The following is a 15,375-nucleotide window of genomic DNA, read 5'->3' as shown; positions in this document are numbered from 1 at the left end:
GCCGTCCCGGACGGCATCCTGCAAAAACCCGCGCGCCGCATCCGGGGGCTGCGATCTTCTTCCTATAATCACCGCATACGGCCTTGCGCCATTCATCATTCGCGGACCCATTCATGCTCAACGCCATCGGCCTTGTCGTCATCCTGCTGTGCGTATTCGGCAGCTTCCTGATGTCGGGCGGCAATATCATGGTCATCTTCCATGCCCTGCCGCATGAGATGATGGCGATCGCCGGCGCCGCCATCGGCGCCTTCATCCTCGGCAACTCGGTAGAGACGTGCAAGAAGGCCTGGAAGGGCGTGATCCGCGTCTTCAAGGGATCGCACTGGAAGGAAACGGATTTCCGCGACCTGCTGGCGCTGCTGTTCACCCTGCTGGCGACCTTCCGCAAGAGCGGCGCCAACGCCATCGAGCCGCATCTTGACGATCCGGGCGAGAGCGAGCTGTTCAAGCGCTATCCGAACCTGCTGGCCGACAAGGGCCTGATCGAATTCATCTGCGACTACTTGCGCATGATGACCGTGAACTTCGAGGATCCGCACCAGCTGGCCGAAGCGATGGAAGGCGATATCGAACGCCACCACGCCGAGGAACTGGCCCCGCAGACCGCCTTGCAGATGATGGCCGACGGCCTGCCCGCACTGGGCATCGTCGCCGCGGTTCTGGGCGTGATCAAGACCATGAGCTCGATCGACCAGCCCACCGAAATCCTGGGCGCAATGATCGGCGGCGCGCTGGTCGGCACGTTCCTGGGCGTTCTGCTCGCCTACTGCCTGGTCGGCCCGATCGCGCAGAAGCTGCATCAGGTGATCGATGAGGACTTCAAGCCCTACCTGATCGTGAAGACTGCGATCATCGGCCACGCGCAGGGGCAGCCCACCGAAGTGGCCATCGAACTGGCCCGCCGCATGACCCCGTCGCCCTATGCGCCGACGTTTACCCAGCTCGAGACCGCACTCGACGAAGTGAAGGATCAGCTTAATGCCAAGCCAGCCTGAAGTCGCGTTGTCGCTGCCGACGCACGGCTCCACCGTCACTGCCGAGGATCTGCGCGACCGTCTGGTCGCCGCCGTCGGCGCCATCGAGATCGATGCCGGCCAAGTGGAATCGGTGGGGCAGGCCGTGCTCCAGCTGCTTCTCGCCGCCCGGAACGAAGCGGAGGCCAGCGGCCGTCCGTTCGCGATCGTCAATCCCAGCCAGCCCTTCGTCGATCGCGTCCGCGCCTGCGGACTGGCGGCACCGCTGGGGCTCGTTGAAGAGGAATTTCCCGCGTGAGCAAACTGATCCTGACTGTCGACGATTCCGCCACGATCCGCATGCTGCTGAAGGCATCGCTGAGCGCGCAGGGCTTCCGCATCGAAAGCGCCAATGACGGCGAACACGGGCTGGAGCGCATGCACGAGGTGAAGCCCGATCTGCTGATCACCGACATCAACATGCCCAAGATGGACGGCTTCGAACTGATCGAGGCGGTGCGCAAGACCAGCGAGTTCAAGGGCACGCCGATCCTGGTGCTCTCCACCGAATTCTCGGACGAGAAGAAGACCCGCGCGCGTGAGGCCGGGGCCACCGGCTGGATCACCAAGCCCTTCGACGCCGATCGTCTGGGGGCGGCGATCCGCCGCGTCTGCCCGTGAGCGACGAACTGGACGAAATCCAGGCGATCTTCTTCGAGGAGTGCGCCGAGGGTCTGGCGATGGCCGAGGAAGGTCTGTCCGCCATGGCCGCGGGCGATACCTCCGCAGGGGTGATCGCCGGCGTGTTCCGCGCCGTCCACTCGATCAAGGGCGGCTCCGGCGCCTTCGGACACACCGCGCTGCTGGGCTTCTCGCACCGCTTTGAGAACGTGCTGGACGAAGTGCGTGCCGGCCGCATCGCGCCGACGCCCGAAGTCACCCAGTGCCTGCTGGGCGCGTTCGATATCCTGTCCGACCACGTTTCCGCCGCGCAGACCGGCGGCGATACGCCGGCCGACGGGCACATGCTGGAACAGCTCGACGCGATTCTGGCCAACGGCGGCGCGGGTGCCGCGCCGGCTGCGTCTGAACCTGTCGCCGCGCCCGAACCCGTTGCCGCAGCCGAAGATGAATTCGGCTTCGTACCGGTGGCCGCGCCGATCATCGATCTGGACGCCGATTTCGATCCCTTCGGCTTCGAGCCGGTGGCGGTTGCGCTCGACGATTTCGACGCGCCCGCTCAGGCCGCCGAGCCGGCAGGCTGGACCGTCCGCTTCGGTCCCTCGCGCGCGGCCATGGCCAATGGCGGCGAACCGCTGCTGGTGATCCGCGAACTGGAATCGATGGGCGGCGAAGTCGTCGGCGTCGATGCCGATGCATTGCCGCCGCTGGCCGAACTCGATCCCGAGGACAGCTACTTCGTCTGGACCCTGGCGCTTCCCGCCAGCGTGGACGAGCGCGACATCCGCGACTGCTTCGATTTCGTGGCGCCGGATTCGCTGATTGAGGTCACGCAGGCAGAAATCGCCGCGTCCGAGCCGGTGGCGGTCGAAACGCCTGCCCCCGCCGCTGTCGAACCTGTTGTCGAGGCCGATCCCTTCGGCTTCGAACCGGTCGCGGTCGTGCTGGACGACATGGTGGCGGAACTGCCGCCCGTCGAGCCGGCACCCGTCGCCGCGCCGGTGGTGGAAGCGCCGAAGAAGGCGGAAGCTCCGAAGGCCGAAGCTCCCAAGCCCGAAGCCAAGCAGGCGGTCGAAGTCGCTCAGACGATCCGCGTCGATCTCGGCAAGCTGGACCAGCTGCTCAACCTCGTCGGCGAATTGGTGATCCGCGGCTCGATCCTGTCGGACCGCCTCTCGCCCGCCGATCAGGAACGCGTCGAACTGCCCGAACTCTCGCGCCTGACGCGCCAGATTCAGGACAACGTGATGTCGCTGCGCGCGCAGCCGATCAAGCAGGCATTCTCCCGAGTGCCCCGCATGCTGCGCGACCTTGCCGCCGAAACCGGCAAGAAGGTCGTGCTGGAGACGATCGGTGAGATGACCGAAGTCGACAAGGGCGTGATCGAGAAGATCGGCGATCCGCTGACGCACATGATCCGCAACGCGGTGGATCACGGCATCGAAAAGCCGGAAGAACGCCTTGCCGCCGGCAAGTCCGCCGAAGGCACGATCCACCTCTCTGCCGAGCAGAAGGGTGGCCGCATCCTGGTGAAGGTGCGTGACGACGGCCGCGGCATCAACCGCGAGCGTGTGCGCTCCATCGCCGTGCAGCGCGGCATCATCGCCGCCGATGCGCAGCTTTCGGATGAAGAGATCGACAGCCTGATCTGCGCGCCGGGTTTCTCCACGGCGGAAACGATCTCCAATATTTCCGGCCGCGGCGTCGGCATGGATGTGGTGCGTTCCAATGTCGAGGCGCTGGGCGGCCGACTGGAAATCACCTCGGTGCCGGGGGAGGGGACGACCTTCTCGATGGCGCTGCCGCTGACCCTGGCCATTCTGGACGGCATGATCGTGCGACTGGGCGACCAGCGCTTCGTGCTGCCGTTGGCCAACGTGATAGAGACCGTGCAGCCCGAACCGGGCCAGGTCCAGGCTACATCGCCGACTTCCGAAGTGATCGAGCTTCGCGGCCAGTACCTGCCGGTGCGCCGCGTGGGCGAGATGTTCGGCGCTCGGTCCGAGCGGCCGGCCGAGGAATCGCTGGTCATCATCGTCGAGAGCGAGACCGCCGGCCATGTCGGCCTGATGGTCGACACCATCGATAACCGCCGCGAGGTCGTGATCAAGAGCCTGGAGGACAACCTCCACCCGATCCGGGGCTTGGGCGGTGCGACCATCCTGGGCGACGGCGCCATCGCGCTGATCCTCGACATCGACGCGCTGGTCGCGACCGGCGGCGCATCCAAATTTGCACTGAAAGGACTGGCGGCATGAGCACCGAGGCGATTGCTAACGACGAACGCAAGATCGTGACCTTCACGCTGGGCAACCAGCTTTTCGGCATCGAGATGGCCTCGCTGATCGAAATCCGCGAGTGGGAAGCGCCGACGCCGCTGCCCAGCGTGCCGTCCTATGTGCTGGGCGTCGCCAATCTGCGCGGTTCGGTGATCCCGATCGTCGGCCTGTCGGAACGTCTGGGCTGGGAGCCGAGCGTGCTTCATGCCCGTTCCTGCGTCCTTGTCGTCACCATCGGCGGCCGCAATGCCGGCTTCCTGGTCGACGAAGTGCAGGACATCGTTTCGATCAAGGGCAGCGAGATCCAGCCTGCGCCGGATACCGAAGTCAACGATCAGAGCGCCATCGCCGGCCTCGTCAAGATCGAGCGCCGCACCTCCGACGCGACCAATCCGGAAGCGATGTGCCTGTTGCTCGACCTCGAAGCGCTGAGCCTGACGCGTCACATCCCGGAACTGGCTGCGTGAGCACCGAAACCGCCTCTGCCGGCACGCTCGCCGCGAATGCGGAGCTGCGCCCGGCGCAGTTCCGCGAGATCGCCGCGATCATGCAGCGAGAGGCGCGCATCCACCTGGTCGAAGCCAAGACGACGCTGGTGCATTCGCGCCTCAGCCGCCGTCTGCGCGAACACGGGCTGAGCAGCTTTGCCGACTATGTCTCGCTGGTGCAGCGCGACGCGCAGGAGCGGCACGCGATGGTGGTGGCGCTGACCACCAACCACACGCACTTCTTCCGCGAGGGGCACCACTTCGACCATCTGCGCAGCGCCGTGCTGCCGCAGTTGCAGGAGCGTGCGCGCCGGGGCGAGAAGGTGCGCATCTGGTCGGCCGGCTGCTCCAGCGGCGAGGAAGTCTACACCATCGCCATGTGCCTTGCCGGCGAAAGCCAGGCCAGCGCGGCGTGGCTGGAGCAGGGCGATGTGCGCCTGCTGGCGACCGACATCTCACCCCCGGTGGTGGAAGCGGTCTCGCTGGCGACTTATCCGGACAGCACGGTGGAGCCGATCCCGGCCGCCTATCGTCAGCGCTGGCTGAAGCCGGCGGGCACCGGTTACCACGTCGTGGCCGAACCGCTGCGCAAGCTGGTGGCGGCGCGCGTGCTGAACCTCTTCGACAAGTGGCCGATGCGCCAGAAGTACGATGTGATTTTCTGCCGTAACGTGATGATCTATTTCGACGATACCGCCAAGGCCGAGCTGGAGGCGCGTCTCGTCGACATGCTCCACCCCGGCGGCACGCTCTACATCGGCCATTCCGAACGCCTGATCGGCCCTGCGGCCGAGCGCATGAAGCCGGTCGCCCAGACCGCCTATGCGCGGATTGACGGGGCAGGTGCTGCATGACGGAACCTGCAAACGAAAAGGTCCGCGTCGTCGTCGTTGACGACAGCGCGGCGATGCGCGCGCTGCTGACCAAGCTGCTCAACCACGATCCGATGATCGAGGTCGTCGGCCAGGGCACCCGAACCGCATGCGGCGCGGGAGATGATCAAGGCGCTCAACCCCGATGTCGTCACGCTGGACGTGGAGATGCCGGGGATGGACGGGCTTTCGTTCCTGGAACGCATCATGCGCCTGCGCCCGATGCCGGTGGTCATGTGCTCGACACTGACCGCGCGCGGCACCGAGGCGACGATCGAGGCGCTGCGCCTGGGCGCGGTGGACTGTATCGCCAAGCCTTCCGGCAATCCGCTGGAGATCGCGCAGGACGGTGCGCTGCTGCGCAAGATGGTCCGCACGGCAGCACGCTCTTCGGTGCGTGCGGCGGTGGCCCGTCCGGCGGCTCCGCGCCCCGGGCAGGCGGCCCCTGCGGCAGCCCCTTCGGCCGGGCCGATGCGCGATGTCGTCATCGCCATCGGCGCATCGACCGGAGGCGTGGAAGCGCTGTTCTCGATCATCGGCGCATTGCCGGCGGATTGCCCGCCGGTCCTGGTGGTCCAGCACATGCCGGCGATCTTCACCGGCGGTTTCGCCGCGCGGCTCGACCGGGAGGCGCGCGTCACCGTGGTGGAGGCGAAGGACGGCATGCAGCTGAAGCGGGGCACGGTCTACATCGCGCCCGGCGGCAGCCATCACATGGAACTGGTCGGCGGTACCAGCGGCCACGTGCGGCTGATCGATGCCGATCCCGTCGGCGGCCATCGGCCCTCGGTGGACGTGCTGTTCCGTTCCGTCGCCCGCATGGGCACCCGCGCGGTGGGGGTCATCCTTACCGGCATGGGTTCGGACGGTGCGGCGGGCCTTGCGGAGATGCGCACCGCCGGTGCGCGAACGCTGGGCCAGAGCCGCGAGACCTGCGTGGTCTACGGAATGCCGCGCGCCGCTTTCGAGGCGGGCGCGGTCGAGAAGGAAGTGAATTTGTCTGCACTCCCCGAGGCGATCCTCGGGGCTTGCCGACGGTAATTTGGAGCGGGTCAAATGCCGGCAGCGGCTGCAATCAAGGTAATGGTGGTCGACGACCAGACGAGCATGCGCGCGATGATCCGTCGCGCTCTGCAGGATCTGGGTTTCAAGGACATTCGCGACAAGGGTTCGGCGATCGAGGCCCTGGCCGCGGTCAAGACGGATCGGGTGCATCTGATCATCTCGGACTACAACATGCCAGAGATGGATGGTCTCGAATTCCTTGAGGCGGTGCGCAAGGATGAGGTGATCGGCAAGACCGTGTTCATCATGCTCACGGGATCGGCCGACAAGGAAGTCGTCCAGAAGGCGGCGGCGCTGGGCGTCAACAACTACGTGGTCAAGCCTTTCGCGCCGGCCGCGCTGAAGGAGAAGATCGAGCGCGTCTTCGGCGAGCTGGTCTGAAACCGATGGGCCGCGTTGCCATCGTCCAGGGCGAATATCATGTCGCCGGGCAACCGGGGGTGGTCATCTCCACCCTTCTGGGCTCGTGCGTCGCCGCCTGTCTTCAGGACCCGGTGGCGCGCGTGGGCGGCATGAACCATTTCCTGCTGGGGGAGCCGGGCGCGGATAGCCCGGTGACCCGCGCGGAAATGCAGCGCTACGGCATTCACGCGATGGAACTGCTGATCAACGCGCTGATGCAGCGCGGCGCGCAGCGTTCGCGGATGCGCGGCCATCTTTACGGCGGCGCGAACATCGTCGCCGGGTTGGGCGGCATCGGCACCAAGAACGGCGAATTCGCCCGCAACTTCATGCGGACGGAGGGCATCGCCGTCGATCACTGCGATCTGGGCGGCACGCAGGCGCGCAAGGTGGAATTCATGCCTTACGAAGGGCGCGTGCGATCGACGCTGGTGGCCGATCAGCCGCTGCCCCCGATCGTCCGCCCGGCGCCGGTGGCCGCGCCGCAGCGGACCGGCGAACTCGAACTGTTCTGACCATTACGGCCATCAGGCCCAGTCACTCGACACGGCCATACCGGGACGGCCGACCCAAGCCCCGGTTAAAAGATTACAGGGGAAGCGACCAAGTGACGATGATGTTGGAAGGCCACGGGGCCTCGCTTTGCCAGGCGATCGCGCAGGAGATGCGCGTGGCGCGCGAACTGCTGGAGGAACTGGCCGGCGTGCTGGTGGCCGACGAGCGCTTCGTTGCCGAATATATCGACCAGTTGCAGGCGTTCGACCTCATCGTCCAGCATGTCGACGAAAGCGCCGCGCTGCTCGATCGCGTGGCTGGCGGATCCGGCTTGGGCGAAGCGCTGGGCCAGGTGCGGCTGAACGTCATGCAGGAGCGGCTTCGCGCCGCTCTCGACTGAAAGGACGGCCGGTGGCGCAGGGGCACGGCGATGCGACGATCGTCATCCGCAAGGTCAAGAAACACGCGAAGCACACGCATCACGGCGGTGCCTGGAAGGTGGCCTATGCCGACTTCGTGACCGCGATGATGGCCTTCTTCATGCTGCTGTGGCTGCTGGCGAACCCGGACAAGCAGCAGTTGAAGGGGCTGGCCGAATACTTCTCGCCCGCGGCGGACAAGGATTCGGTGCCTTCGGCGCTGACGCAGAACCCCGGGCCGCAGCCCGGCCTTGGCGGCCATAGCCGCAGGGCTCAGGCGGAAGACGAGAAGGCGGTGGGCGAACCTTCGGCCGAATCCGGCGTGAAGGGCGCGGCGCGCGGCGGCACGGCGGAAGTGCCGGAAGCGGCGCTGCGGGTGATGGCGCAGGAAATGCAGCTCTCGCTCGAACAGCCGGTCGATCCCACGCAGGGCAAGCGCAACGTCGATATCGAACCGTCGCGCGACGGCATGCGGATCCACCTTGTAGACACCGCCGACCGTTCGATGTTCAAGGGCGGCACGGCCCAGCTCAACGCCTATGCGCGTGACATGCTGGTGCGGATCGCCCGCAAGCTGGCCGGTACCGGCGCGCAGGTCGCGATCGAGGGGCACACCGATTCCACCGGTGGGCAGAGCGAGGCCAACTGGTCGCTTTCCGCCCAGCGCGCGCTGGCTGCGCGCGCGGCGATGGTGGGCGCGGGCCTTCCGGCTGACCGTTTCGCCGAAGTGGTGGCCAAGGCGGGCACCGAGCCGGTCTATCCCGACCATCCCGAACGGCCCGAGAACCGGCGCATCACCATCGTCGTCATGGCGGAGCCTTCGGCGCTGCCGCACGACGCGAGCTTCCGGTTCTGACGATGGACCGGATCAGAAAAATGCAGATTTGGAGCATCAGGTGATCAGGAAGATCATGATCGCGGTTGCGGCGCTAGTTGGCGGAACCGCCATCGGCGGCGGCGCGGCCTTTGGCGTCGTGCATTTCGCACCGCAATTGCTGCCGGGCATTCCCAAGCCGCGCGAAGCCAGCGAGTTCGTGGCAACTGGCACCATTCTGGCTCCAGTCACTTTTGCCGACGGCCGCCTGTCCGGTTATGTCTCGTTCGAATGCCAGTTGGAAGTTCCCAAGGGCAAGGCGGCGGAAGTGACCCAGCAACTGCCGGTGCTGCTGAACGCGGTCAATATGCGCAGCTATCGCCAGCCGCTGGCCAGTGGCCCGGACGGGATGATCCCCAATCTGGAGCTGTTCCGCCGCTTGATGATGGATGCGGCGCGCGAAGTCTACGGGCCCGAAACCGTGCGCCGGGCCGTGATCACGCAGGCCGCGCCGATCTGAACGCAAGCAGCAAGGACACATTTGCCATGCCGTTGCCGCCGTCCTCTCCCCGCCTTGGCCCTGCCGACGAACTGTCGGGCACGGCCGGGGCGACCGTTTCCAATGAACAGGTTTCTCCCGAAGTGGCCCCCCGTGAATTGTCCCGCGAACTGGTAGCCCGCGCCCCGCGCGTCACCACGATCCTGCTCATCGCCAAGCTTGCGGCCGGCGATCGCGAGACGCTGTGCCGCGTCCGCAACATTTCCGAATCCGGCATGATGGCCGAAGTGCACGGCAGTTTCGCGGTCAATGAAACGGTTGAAGTCACACTGAAGGCCGGCGACACGTTGGCCGGCACGGTGCGCTGGAACCGGGCCGGGCGCATCGGCGTCGCCTTCCACGGCAGGGTAGACGTGCCCGAACTGTTGGCCCACGCGGCGATGCGCACCGGGGCGGAAGGGATCGCACGCGGTCCCCGCTTTACCGCCGATTGCCCGGTGGCGCTGTTGGTGGTCGGCTATCGTCATCCCGCCCGTCTTGTCGACATCTCGCAGGGCGGCGCCCGCGTCACGGTGGCCAGCGCCATGCCGCGCGACCAGCTGCTGGGCATCGCCATCCCCGGCCTGGGTGAGCGTGAGGCGGCGGTGCGCTGGGTCGGCGCGGATTCCTGCGGGCTGGTGTTCCTTGAACCCATTTCGTTCGCGGACCTTGGACCGTGGCTGCTCGACATGCGTGCGCGTTTTTCCCATCCAGCCTGACTCTTGGGTTGCCTGACTTTTGGTTGAGAGTGTGTGGCAGAAGGGCGATGCGCCGTTCGCAGGGTGCGGAACGGCGCAGGCGACACGGCCGGGTTTAGCCCGGCCCACCGAAGCTTTTGACAAGGGAGCCCGCCACCAGCGCCCAGCCGTCCACCAGCACGAAGAAGATGATCTTCATCGGCAGCGATACGGTTGCAGGCGGCAACATCATCATGCCCATCGCCATCAGCACGGCCGCCACGGCCAGGTCGATGACCAGGAACGGCAGCAGCAACAGGAAGCCGATCTCGAAAGCGCGGCGCAGTTCGGAGATCATGAAGGCGGGCATCAGCGTCGACATCGGCAACGCCTCGCGCGAGGCAGGGACTTTGCCGGAAAGCGAGACGAACAGCTTCACATCCTCGTCCCGCACCTGCTTCAGCATGAAGGTGTGGAACGGCTTGGACGCGGCCTCCAGCGCCTGGGTCTCGTTGATGCGGCCCTGGTTGTAGGGGACCATGGCATCCTTCCAGGCCGCGTCGAACGTCGGGGCCATGACGAAGAAGCTGAGGAACAGCGCCAGGCTGATCACGACCGGGTTCGGCGGAACGCCCTGCACGCCCAGGCCGGAACGCAGCAGCGAGAGGGCGACGACGATGCGGGTGAACGAGGTGATCGTCATCAGGATGCCGGGCGCCAGGCTCAGCACCGTCATCAGCAGGACAAGCTGGATCACCCGGCTCGACACGGCGCCGCCACCGGCTCCTCCCAGCCCGCCCAGTGCATCGGACGCGGCGGCTGCCTTGGCGATGGCCAGTTCGGGCATCACGGCGACGAGCGCGGCGCAGCCCAGCGCGGCTGCATAAGCGAAACGCCGGTTCATTCGGCCATATCCTTGGCTGGAGCATCCATCAGGCGCGCGGCACCGCTGCACGGCGCCGAGTCCAGCATGATCACGCCTTCCGGCGCGATCAGCAGGCTGATTTCCTTGTAGTCGCGGCGGATCATCACGACCTGCCGGCGCGGATCGAGCGACAGGCGCTCCACCAGTTCCAGCCGGCGCGTCGTATCCTTGTCGCCCAGATTGGCGAGCCACTTCTGCGGCATGCGCAGGTCGTAGCGGCGCACCACCCAGAGCGCGCCGACCAGCAGGCCCAGCACCACGGCCAGCGCACCCAGCGTGCGCAGCACGGCGAGTATCTCCATGGATCAGCGCCCGCGCTGGATGACCTTGGTGATTTCGAGCGACATGTGCTCGCCGTTCACCAGGATCTTGCCTTCGGCCACCAGTTCGTCGTTCACGTAGACGCGGGTGGGGTCGCTATGGCCGCAGTCCAGCGGGATCATCGCGCCGCGGCTCATCTTCAGAACCTGGCGGATCGGGATGCTGGTCGAACCCAGCACGATCGACAGGTCGATGGGAATTCCTTCGAGGACGGACATCGGGTGTTCCTTTCGCCCTCGTTATAGGAAAGAAAAATATAGGAGTGATCCGCACTAGGCAAAAAATGCCTATAAGGAAGCTGTCTGCCCCGCAGGATGTGCTGCGGACAGGGGAGCTAAGACGATGGAATTGCAAGACTCGATCGACGTATCGGCCTCCGGCCTGCGCGCACAGTCGCTGCGCATGCGCGTGATCGCGGAAAACCTCGCCAACTCGGACTCGGTGGCCACTACGCCGGGCGGCGATCCCTATCGCCGCCGCGTCGCCACGTTCGCCGCCGAAGTCGATCGCGCCAGCGGCGCCACCAAGGTGGGCGTCAAGTCGATCGAGGGTGACAAGAGCGACTTCACCCGCGTCTACCAGCCGAACAGCCCGGCGGCCGACGCCGCCGGCTATATCGAGCAGCCCAACGTCAACCCGCTGATCGAGGCGGCCGACATGAAGGCGGCGCAGCGGTCCTACGAAGCCAACCTCAACGCCATCGAATCCGCGCGCGGCATGACCATGCGCACGATCGACCTGCTCAAGTAAGGAAAAGTTCCCATGGCAATCGGAGCCCTCGACGCCGCGGCCGCCTATGGCCGCGCGATCAAGACCACTGCGCCCTCGCTGGGCGGTTCGGAGGATTCCTCCACGTCCGTGACGGGCGCCGCCGGCGGCGGCAGCAGCTTCGGATCGATGGTGGAATCGATGGTTGGCGACGCGGCCGGCGCGCTGCGCACCGCGGAAAGCGAAAGCGCCAAGCAGGTGGCCGGCAAGGGTGACCTGATCGACGTGGTGACCGCCATCGGCGCGGCCGAGACCGCGCTCGATACCGTGGTTTCGGTGCGCGACAAGGTGGTCAACGCCTATTCCGAAATCATGCGGATGCAGATCTAGTCCTGCACCGGTTCCGATAAAGGGGAGAGCGGCGCCATGGATTCGGCTTCCGTCATCGAGCTTACCCGCGCCGCCATGGTGCTGGTGCTGACCATCGCCGGGCCCATGCTGGTTTCTGCGCTGATCGTGGGCGTGCTGGTCGGCCTGCTCCAGGCACTTACGCAAGTGCAGGAAGCGACGCTGACTTTCGTGCCCAAGCTGCTCGTGCTGGGCACCGTGCTGCTGTTCTCCCTGCCGATGATCGGCCATGCGCTTGCCAATTTCATGGATCGCATCGCCGACATGATCATCGTCGGATAGCGCCATGGACGCCGCCGTACTTGCAGCCCTGCCGATCGACGCGGCGACGTTCCTGATCCTGTTCACGCGCGTGGGCGCGATCCTGATGCTGCTGCCGGCGTTTTCCGAGGAATCGGTGCCGATGCAAATCCGCCTGGTGATGGCGCTGGGCCTTACCCTTGGCCTCTACGGCCTGTTGGCGCCGCATATCGCGCCGGCCGTGAAGGGTGGGACCGACCTGCCGATCCTGGTGATTTCCGAGATGCTGGTCGGGCTGGCCTTCGGCACCATCATCAAGATCATGTTCAGCGCGGCGGCCATTGCCGGATCAATGGCTACACACCAGGTGGGGCTTTCCTCCGCGCTGGTGAACGATCCCTCGCTGGGCGGCCAGTCGCCGCTGCTCGCCCGCCTGCTGGGGATGGCGGCAGTGATCGTCTGCATGTCGATGGGCGTACACCACTTGTGGATCGCGGCGATGGTGCAATCCTACACGACCTTTCCCGTGGGCGGCCTGCCGCCGGCGGGGGACTTCGCGCAACTGGCCATCCATGTCGCGGGGCAGGCCATGGCGCTGGGCGTCAGCCTGGCGGCGCCGCTGATCCTCTATGGCGCGCTGTTCAACCTGGGCCTGGGCCTTGCCGCACGCGTGGCGCCGCAGATCCAGGTCTTCTTCATTACCCAGCCGCTGAACCTGATGCTGGGCGTGTCTTTGCTGGGCGTAACCGTGGGCACCATGCTGACCGCCTTCGCCACCGCAATGACGTCCTTCATGCAGGACGGATGGAAGTTCTGACGCCATGGCCGAGAGCGAAAAGGACCAGCGCACACAGGAGCCGACCTCCAAAAAGCTGGAGGATGCGGCCAAGCAAGGCCAGGTGGCAACCGCCCCGGAAGTCCGCCACGCCGCAATGATGGTCGGCGCGCTGGTGGTGACCGGCGGGCTGGGCGCCAGCGCTTTCTCCACGCTGAGCACGCTGATGGTGCGCCTCTGGGGTGATGCCGACGACTTCCGGGTCGATCCCACCGGCGCGCAGAACCTGATTACCGGTCTGGCGCTGCACTTCTTCTGGTCGCTGCTGCCGATCTTCGGCGTGTTGATCGCCTGCGCGCTGGGCATCGGATTCCTGCAGGGCCGCTTCGTGATCAGCTGGACGCGCCTTGCGCCCAAGTGGTCGAAATTCAATCCCTTTTCCGGTCTGGGGCGGATCTTCGGCAAGCGGGCCTTGGTCGAATTCGCCAAGACGCTGGCCAAGTTCATCGGCATTGCCACGGTGGTCTTCACGGTGCTGCGTCCGCGCATCGTCGGGATCGATCAGGTGGTCGGCTATACGCCCGGGGCCCTGGCCCACGCGGCAGGTTCGCTGGTGTTCGAGGCGGTGCGCGCGGCGGCGATCGCGATCATGCTGTTGGCGCTGGCCGACTATGTCTATCAGCGCCGCGCCTTCCTGCAGCGCATGCGCATGACGCTTCAGGAAGTGAAGGACGAACACAAGCAGAGCGAGGGCGATCCCAAGATCAAGGCGAAGATCCGCCAGATCCAGATGCAGCGTTCGCGCCGCCGCATGATGGCGGCGGTGCCCACCGCCAGCGTGATCGTCACCAACCCCACGCACTATGCCGTGGCGCTGAAGTACGACCATGGCCAGATGGCCGCGCCGCTGGTGGTGGCCAAGGGCGTGGACGCCATCGCGCTGAAGATCCGCGAGATCGCCAAGGAGGCGAACGTGCCGATCGTGGAAAGCCCACCGCTGGCCCGCGCGCTGTTCGCCTCCGTCGAGATCGACCGGCCGATCCCCATTGAACACTACGCCGCCGTGGCAGAGATCATCGGCTACGTCATGCGGCTGGCGAAAAAGGGCAGGCGATGACGGGAAAAAGCCCGACGCGCCGTGCCGTGGCGCCATTCCATTTTCCTATAAGGACTGTGATGCAGATGCCCCTGAAATCGAGGATGCGCGCGCCGCTGATCGCACTTGCTGCGGTGCTGGCGCTGGCCGCGCCCGGCACCGCCTTTGCGGACGCGCAGCCGCGCATCAAGGACATCGTCGATGTCGAGAACGTGCGCCCGAACCAGTTGGTCGGCTACGGTCTCGTCGTCGGCCTCCAGGGAACCGGCGACCGCATCCGCAACGTGCCGTTTACCGAGGAAACGTTGCAGGCGATGCTGGAACGCATGGGCGTCAACATCCGTGGCGACCAGATGCTGACCCAGAACGTCGCGGCGGTGACGGTGACGGCCACGATGCCGCCCTTCGCGCGATCGGGCTCCACCATCGACGTGCAGGTCTCCGCACTGGGCGATGCCACCAGCCTTCAGGGCGGCATCCTGCTGGTTTCCTCGCTACGGGCACTCGACGGTGAGATCTATGCCGTGGCGCAGGGGCCGGTCGCGGTTTCCGGCTTCAAGGCGCAGGGCGCGGCCGCCAAGCTAAGCCGCGGCGTGATGACCACTGCGCGGATCGCCGGCGGGGCCATCGTCGAGCGGGAAGTACCTTACGATCTGCGCTCCGCCCAGAACCTGAAGCTGGCGCTGAAAAACCCGGATTTCACCACCGCGCAGCGGATCGCCGCGCGCATCAATGGCGAGGGCAGCGGCTCCGCCGAAGTGCTGGACCCGGCCACCGTGCAGATCACTCCGCGCGGCGGCACCGTGATCGACCTGGTCACCCGGATCGAGAATCTGGCCGTGCCGGTCGACCAGCCGGCGCGCATCGTGATCAACGAGGCGGCGGGAACCGTGGTCATGGGCGCGGACGTGCGCGTCAGCCCGGTGGCTATCGCGCAGGGCGGCTTGACGATCAGCGTCACCGAAAGCCCGATCGTCTCGCAGCCGGGACCGCTGTCCAACGGACAGACGACCACCGTGCCGCGCACCCGCATCCAGGCCGACGACGGCAATGGCGCCTCGCTGGCGATGCTGACCGAGGGCACATCGCTGCGGACGCTGGTTTCGGGGCTGAATTCGCTGGGCGTCAGCCCGCGTGACCTGATCACCATCCTCCAGGCCCTGCAGAGCGCCGGCGCGCTGCAGGCCGAGATCACCGTTCAGTAACGGAGCTTGAG

At 66.2% G+C, this 15,375-nt stretch carries 21 protein-coding genes and 1 pseudogene; 19 read left to right on the top strand and 3 right to left on the bottom strand.

The window, feature by feature from the left end; all coding sequences use genetic code 11:
* The first annotated feature begins 113 nt into the window (after positions 1 to 113).
* From motA to WBP07_RS12160, 13 genes and pseudogenes are all read left to right on the top strand, one after another.
* Positions 114 to 998 (top strand): flagellar motor stator protein MotA, encoded by an 885-nt coding sequence (motA, locus tag WBP07_RS12220; RefSeq protein WP_395391326.1) that lies wholly within the window; start codon positions 114 to 116, stop codon positions 996 to 998.
* Positions 982 to 1,275: a lipid asymmetry maintenance protein MlaB gene (locus tag WBP07_RS12215; RefSeq protein WP_395391324.1), complete on the top strand. Its 294-nt coding sequence runs from the start codon at positions 982 to 984 to the stop codon at positions 1,273 to 1,275. The genes motA and WBP07_RS12215 overlap by 17 nt, the downstream gene beginning before the upstream one ends.
* The gene (locus WBP07_RS12210; RefSeq protein ID WP_395328388.1) at positions 1,272 to 1,637 is read left to right on the top strand and encodes a response regulator; all 366 of its coding nucleotides are present in this window, start codon (positions 1,272 to 1,274) and stop codon (positions 1,635 to 1,637) included. The genes WBP07_RS12215 and WBP07_RS12210 overlap by 4 nt, the downstream gene beginning before the upstream one ends.
* The gene (locus tag WBP07_RS12205) at positions 1,634 to 3,895 is read left to right on the top strand and encodes a chemotaxis protein CheW (protein WP_395391322.1); all 2,262 of its coding nucleotides are present in this window, start codon (positions 1,634 to 1,636) and stop codon (positions 3,893 to 3,895) included. The genes WBP07_RS12210 and WBP07_RS12205 overlap by 4 nt, the downstream gene beginning before the upstream one ends.
* Positions 3,892 to 4,383, top strand: coding sequence for a chemotaxis protein CheW (locus WBP07_RS12200; protein WP_395391320.1), 492 nt, complete (start codon positions 3,892 to 3,894; stop codon positions 4,381 to 4,383). Before WBP07_RS12205 ends, WBP07_RS12200 begins: the two co-directional genes overlap by 4 nt.
* Positions 4,380 to 5,258 (top strand): CheR family methyltransferase, encoded by an 879-nt coding sequence (locus tag WBP07_RS12195; RefSeq protein ID WP_395391318.1) that lies wholly within the window; start codon positions 4,380 to 4,382, stop codon positions 5,256 to 5,258. Before WBP07_RS12200 ends, WBP07_RS12195 begins: the two co-directional genes overlap by 4 nt.
* Positions 5,255 to 6,317: pseudogene (locus WBP07_RS12190) on the top strand (chemotaxis response regulator protein-glutamate methylesterase). The gene WBP07_RS12195 and the pseudogene WBP07_RS12190 overlap by 4 nt, the downstream one beginning before the upstream one ends.
* 15 nt (positions 6,318 to 6,332) lie before the next feature.
* Positions 6,333 to 6,722 (top strand): response regulator, encoded by a 390-nt coding sequence (locus tag WBP07_RS12185; RefSeq protein ID WP_395391316.1) that lies wholly within the window; start codon positions 6,333 to 6,335, stop codon positions 6,720 to 6,722.
* 5 nt (positions 6,723 to 6,727) lie between these two features.
* A complete protein-coding gene (locus WBP07_RS12180) occupies positions 6,728 to 7,258 on the top strand; it encodes a chemotaxis protein CheD (RefSeq protein ID WP_395391314.1) in 531 nt (176 codons plus the stop codon).
* Between the two features lie 98 nt (positions 7,259 to 7,356).
* Entirely contained in the window at positions 7,357 to 7,638 is a 282-nt protein-coding gene (locus WBP07_RS12175) for a hypothetical protein (protein WP_395395787.1), read from the top strand.
* Positions 7,639 to 7,649: 11 nt separating this feature from the next.
* The gene (locus WBP07_RS12170) at positions 7,650 to 8,513 is read left to right on the top strand and encodes a flagellar motor protein MotB (RefSeq protein ID WP_395391312.1); all 864 of its coding nucleotides are present in this window, start codon (positions 7,650 to 7,652) and stop codon (positions 8,511 to 8,513) included.
* Positions 8,514 to 8,553: 40 nt separating this feature from the next.
* Positions 8,554 to 8,991, top strand: a complete 438-nt coding sequence (locus WBP07_RS12165) for a hypothetical protein (protein WP_395391310.1) — start codon at positions 8,554 to 8,556, stop codon at positions 8,989 to 8,991.
* 26 nt (positions 8,992 to 9,017) lie between these two features.
* Entirely contained in the window at positions 9,018 to 9,728 is a 711-nt protein-coding gene (locus tag WBP07_RS12160; RefSeq protein WP_395391308.1) for a PilZ domain-containing protein, read from the top strand.
* A gap of 94 nt (positions 9,729 to 9,822) precedes the next feature.
* Here WBP07_RS12160 and fliP read toward each other — a convergent pair whose 3' ends face one another.
* From fliP to WBP07_RS12145, 3 genes are read right to left on the bottom strand one after another with little or no spacing between them, the layout of a single operon-like run.
* Entirely contained in the window at positions 9,823 to 10,590 is a 768-nt protein-coding gene (fliP, locus tag WBP07_RS12155) for a flagellar type III secretion system pore protein FliP (protein WP_395391307.1), read from the bottom strand.
* Positions 10,587 to 10,913, bottom strand: coding sequence for a flagellar biosynthetic protein FliO (locus WBP07_RS12150; protein WP_395391305.1), 327 nt, complete (start codon positions 10,911 to 10,913; stop codon positions 10,587 to 10,589). Before WBP07_RS12150 ends, fliP begins: the two co-directional genes overlap by 4 nt.
* A gap of 3 nt (positions 10,914 to 10,916) precedes the next feature.
* Positions 10,917 to 11,150, bottom strand: a complete 234-nt coding sequence (locus WBP07_RS12145; RefSeq protein ID WP_395391304.1) for a FliM/FliN family flagellar motor switch protein — start codon at positions 11,148 to 11,150, stop codon at positions 10,917 to 10,919.
* A 124-nt stretch (positions 11,151 to 11,274) separates the two neighbouring features.
* Between WBP07_RS12145 and flgC the strand changes: the two genes are divergently transcribed.
* From flgC to WBP07_RS12115, 6 genes are read left to right on the top strand one after another with little or no spacing between them, the layout of a single operon-like run.
* On the top strand, positions 11,275 to 11,682 hold the full coding sequence (gene flgC, locus WBP07_RS12140; protein ID WP_395391302.1) for a flagellar basal body rod protein FlgC: 408 nt from the start codon (positions 11,275 to 11,277) through the stop codon (positions 11,680 to 11,682).
* Positions 11,683 to 11,694: 12 nt separating this feature from the next.
* A complete protein-coding gene (locus WBP07_RS12135; protein WP_395391300.1) occupies positions 11,695 to 12,030 on the top strand; it encodes a flagellar hook-basal body complex protein FliE in 336 nt (111 codons plus the stop codon).
* Between the two features lie 36 nt (positions 12,031 to 12,066).
* Positions 12,067 to 12,330, top strand: a complete 264-nt coding sequence (locus WBP07_RS12130) for a flagellar biosynthetic protein FliQ (RefSeq protein ID WP_395391299.1) — start codon at positions 12,067 to 12,069, stop codon at positions 12,328 to 12,330.
* Positions 12,331 to 12,334: 4 nt separating this feature from the next.
* Complete coding sequence (gene fliR / locus WBP07_RS12125) at positions 12,335 to 13,105, top strand: flagellar biosynthetic protein FliR (protein WP_395391298.1); 771 nt, start codon at positions 12,335 to 12,337, stop codon at positions 13,103 to 13,105.
* A 4-nt stretch (positions 13,106 to 13,109) separates the two neighbouring features.
* The gene (gene flhB, locus WBP07_RS12120) at positions 13,110 to 14,180 is read left to right on the top strand and encodes a flagellar biosynthesis protein FlhB (RefSeq protein ID WP_395391297.1); all 1,071 of its coding nucleotides are present in this window, start codon (positions 13,110 to 13,112) and stop codon (positions 14,178 to 14,180) included.
* 59 nt (positions 14,181 to 14,239) lie between these two features.
* Entirely contained in the window at positions 14,240 to 15,364 is a 1,125-nt protein-coding gene (locus tag WBP07_RS12115) for a flagellar basal body P-ring protein FlgI (protein WP_395391296.1), read from the top strand.
* Positions 15,365 to 15,375 lie beyond the last annotated feature (11 nt).

It is taken from the genome of Novosphingobium oxfordense, from assembly GCF_044029435.1.
GTDB lineage: Bacteria > Pseudomonadota > Alphaproteobacteria > Sphingomonadales > Sphingomonadaceae > Novosphingobium.
Note: the sequence above shows the minus strand (reverse complement) of the source record. Positions and strands in the feature narration are given on the sequence as shown.

Coding starts and splice junctions, on each gene's coding strand:
- motA (WP_395391326.1), top strand. CDS start 114: ATGCTCAACGCCATCGGCCTTGTCGTCATCCTGCTGTGCGTATTCGGC.
- WBP07_RS12215 (WP_395391324.1), top strand. CDS start 982: ATGCCAAGCCAGCCTGAAGTCGCGTTGTCGCTGCCGACGCACGGCTCC.
- WBP07_RS12200 (WP_395391320.1), top strand. CDS start 3,892: ATGAGCACCGAGGCGATTGCTAACGACGAACGCAAGATCGTGACCTTC.
- WBP07_RS12185 (WP_395391316.1), top strand. CDS start 6,333: ATGCCGGCAGCGGCTGCAATCAAGGTAATGGTGGTCGACGACCAGACG.
- WBP07_RS12180 (WP_395391314.1), top strand. CDS start 6,728: ATGGGCCGCGTTGCCATCGTCCAGGGCGAATATCATGTCGCCGGGCAA.
- WBP07_RS12175 (WP_395395787.1), top strand. CDS start 7,357: ATGATGTTGGAAGGCCACGGGGCCTCGCTTTGCCAGGCGATCGCGCAG.
- WBP07_RS12160 (WP_395391308.1), top strand. CDS start 9,018: ATGCCGTTGCCGCCGTCCTCTCCCCGCCTTGGCCCTGCCGACGAACTG.
- fliP (WP_395391307.1), bottom strand. CDS start 10,590: ATGAACCGGCGTTTCGCTTATGCAGCCGCGCTGGGCTGCGCCGCGCTC.
- WBP07_RS12150 (WP_395391305.1), bottom strand. CDS start 10,913: ATGGAGATACTCGCCGTGCTGCGCACGCTGGGTGCGCTGGCCGTGGTG.
- WBP07_RS12145 (WP_395391304.1), bottom strand. CDS start 11,150: ATGTCCGTCCTCGAAGGAATTCCCATCGACCTGTCGATCGTGCTGGGT.
- flgC (WP_395391302.1), top strand. CDS start 11,275: ATGGAATTGCAAGACTCGATCGACGTATCGGCCTCCGGCCTGCGCGCA.
- WBP07_RS12135 (WP_395391300.1), top strand. CDS start 11,695: ATGGCAATCGGAGCCCTCGACGCCGCGGCCGCCTATGGCCGCGCGATC.
- WBP07_RS12130 (WP_395391299.1), top strand. CDS start 12,067: ATGGATTCGGCTTCCGTCATCGAGCTTACCCGCGCCGCCATGGTGCTG.
- fliR (WP_395391298.1), top strand. CDS start 12,335: ATGGACGCCGCCGTACTTGCAGCCCTGCCGATCGACGCGGCGACGTTC.
- flhB (WP_395391297.1), top strand. CDS start 13,110: ATGGCCGAGAGCGAAAAGGACCAGCGCACACAGGAGCCGACCTCCAAA.
- WBP07_RS12115 (WP_395391296.1), top strand. CDS start 14,240: ATGCAGATGCCCCTGAAATCGAGGATGCGCGCGCCGCTGATCGCACTT.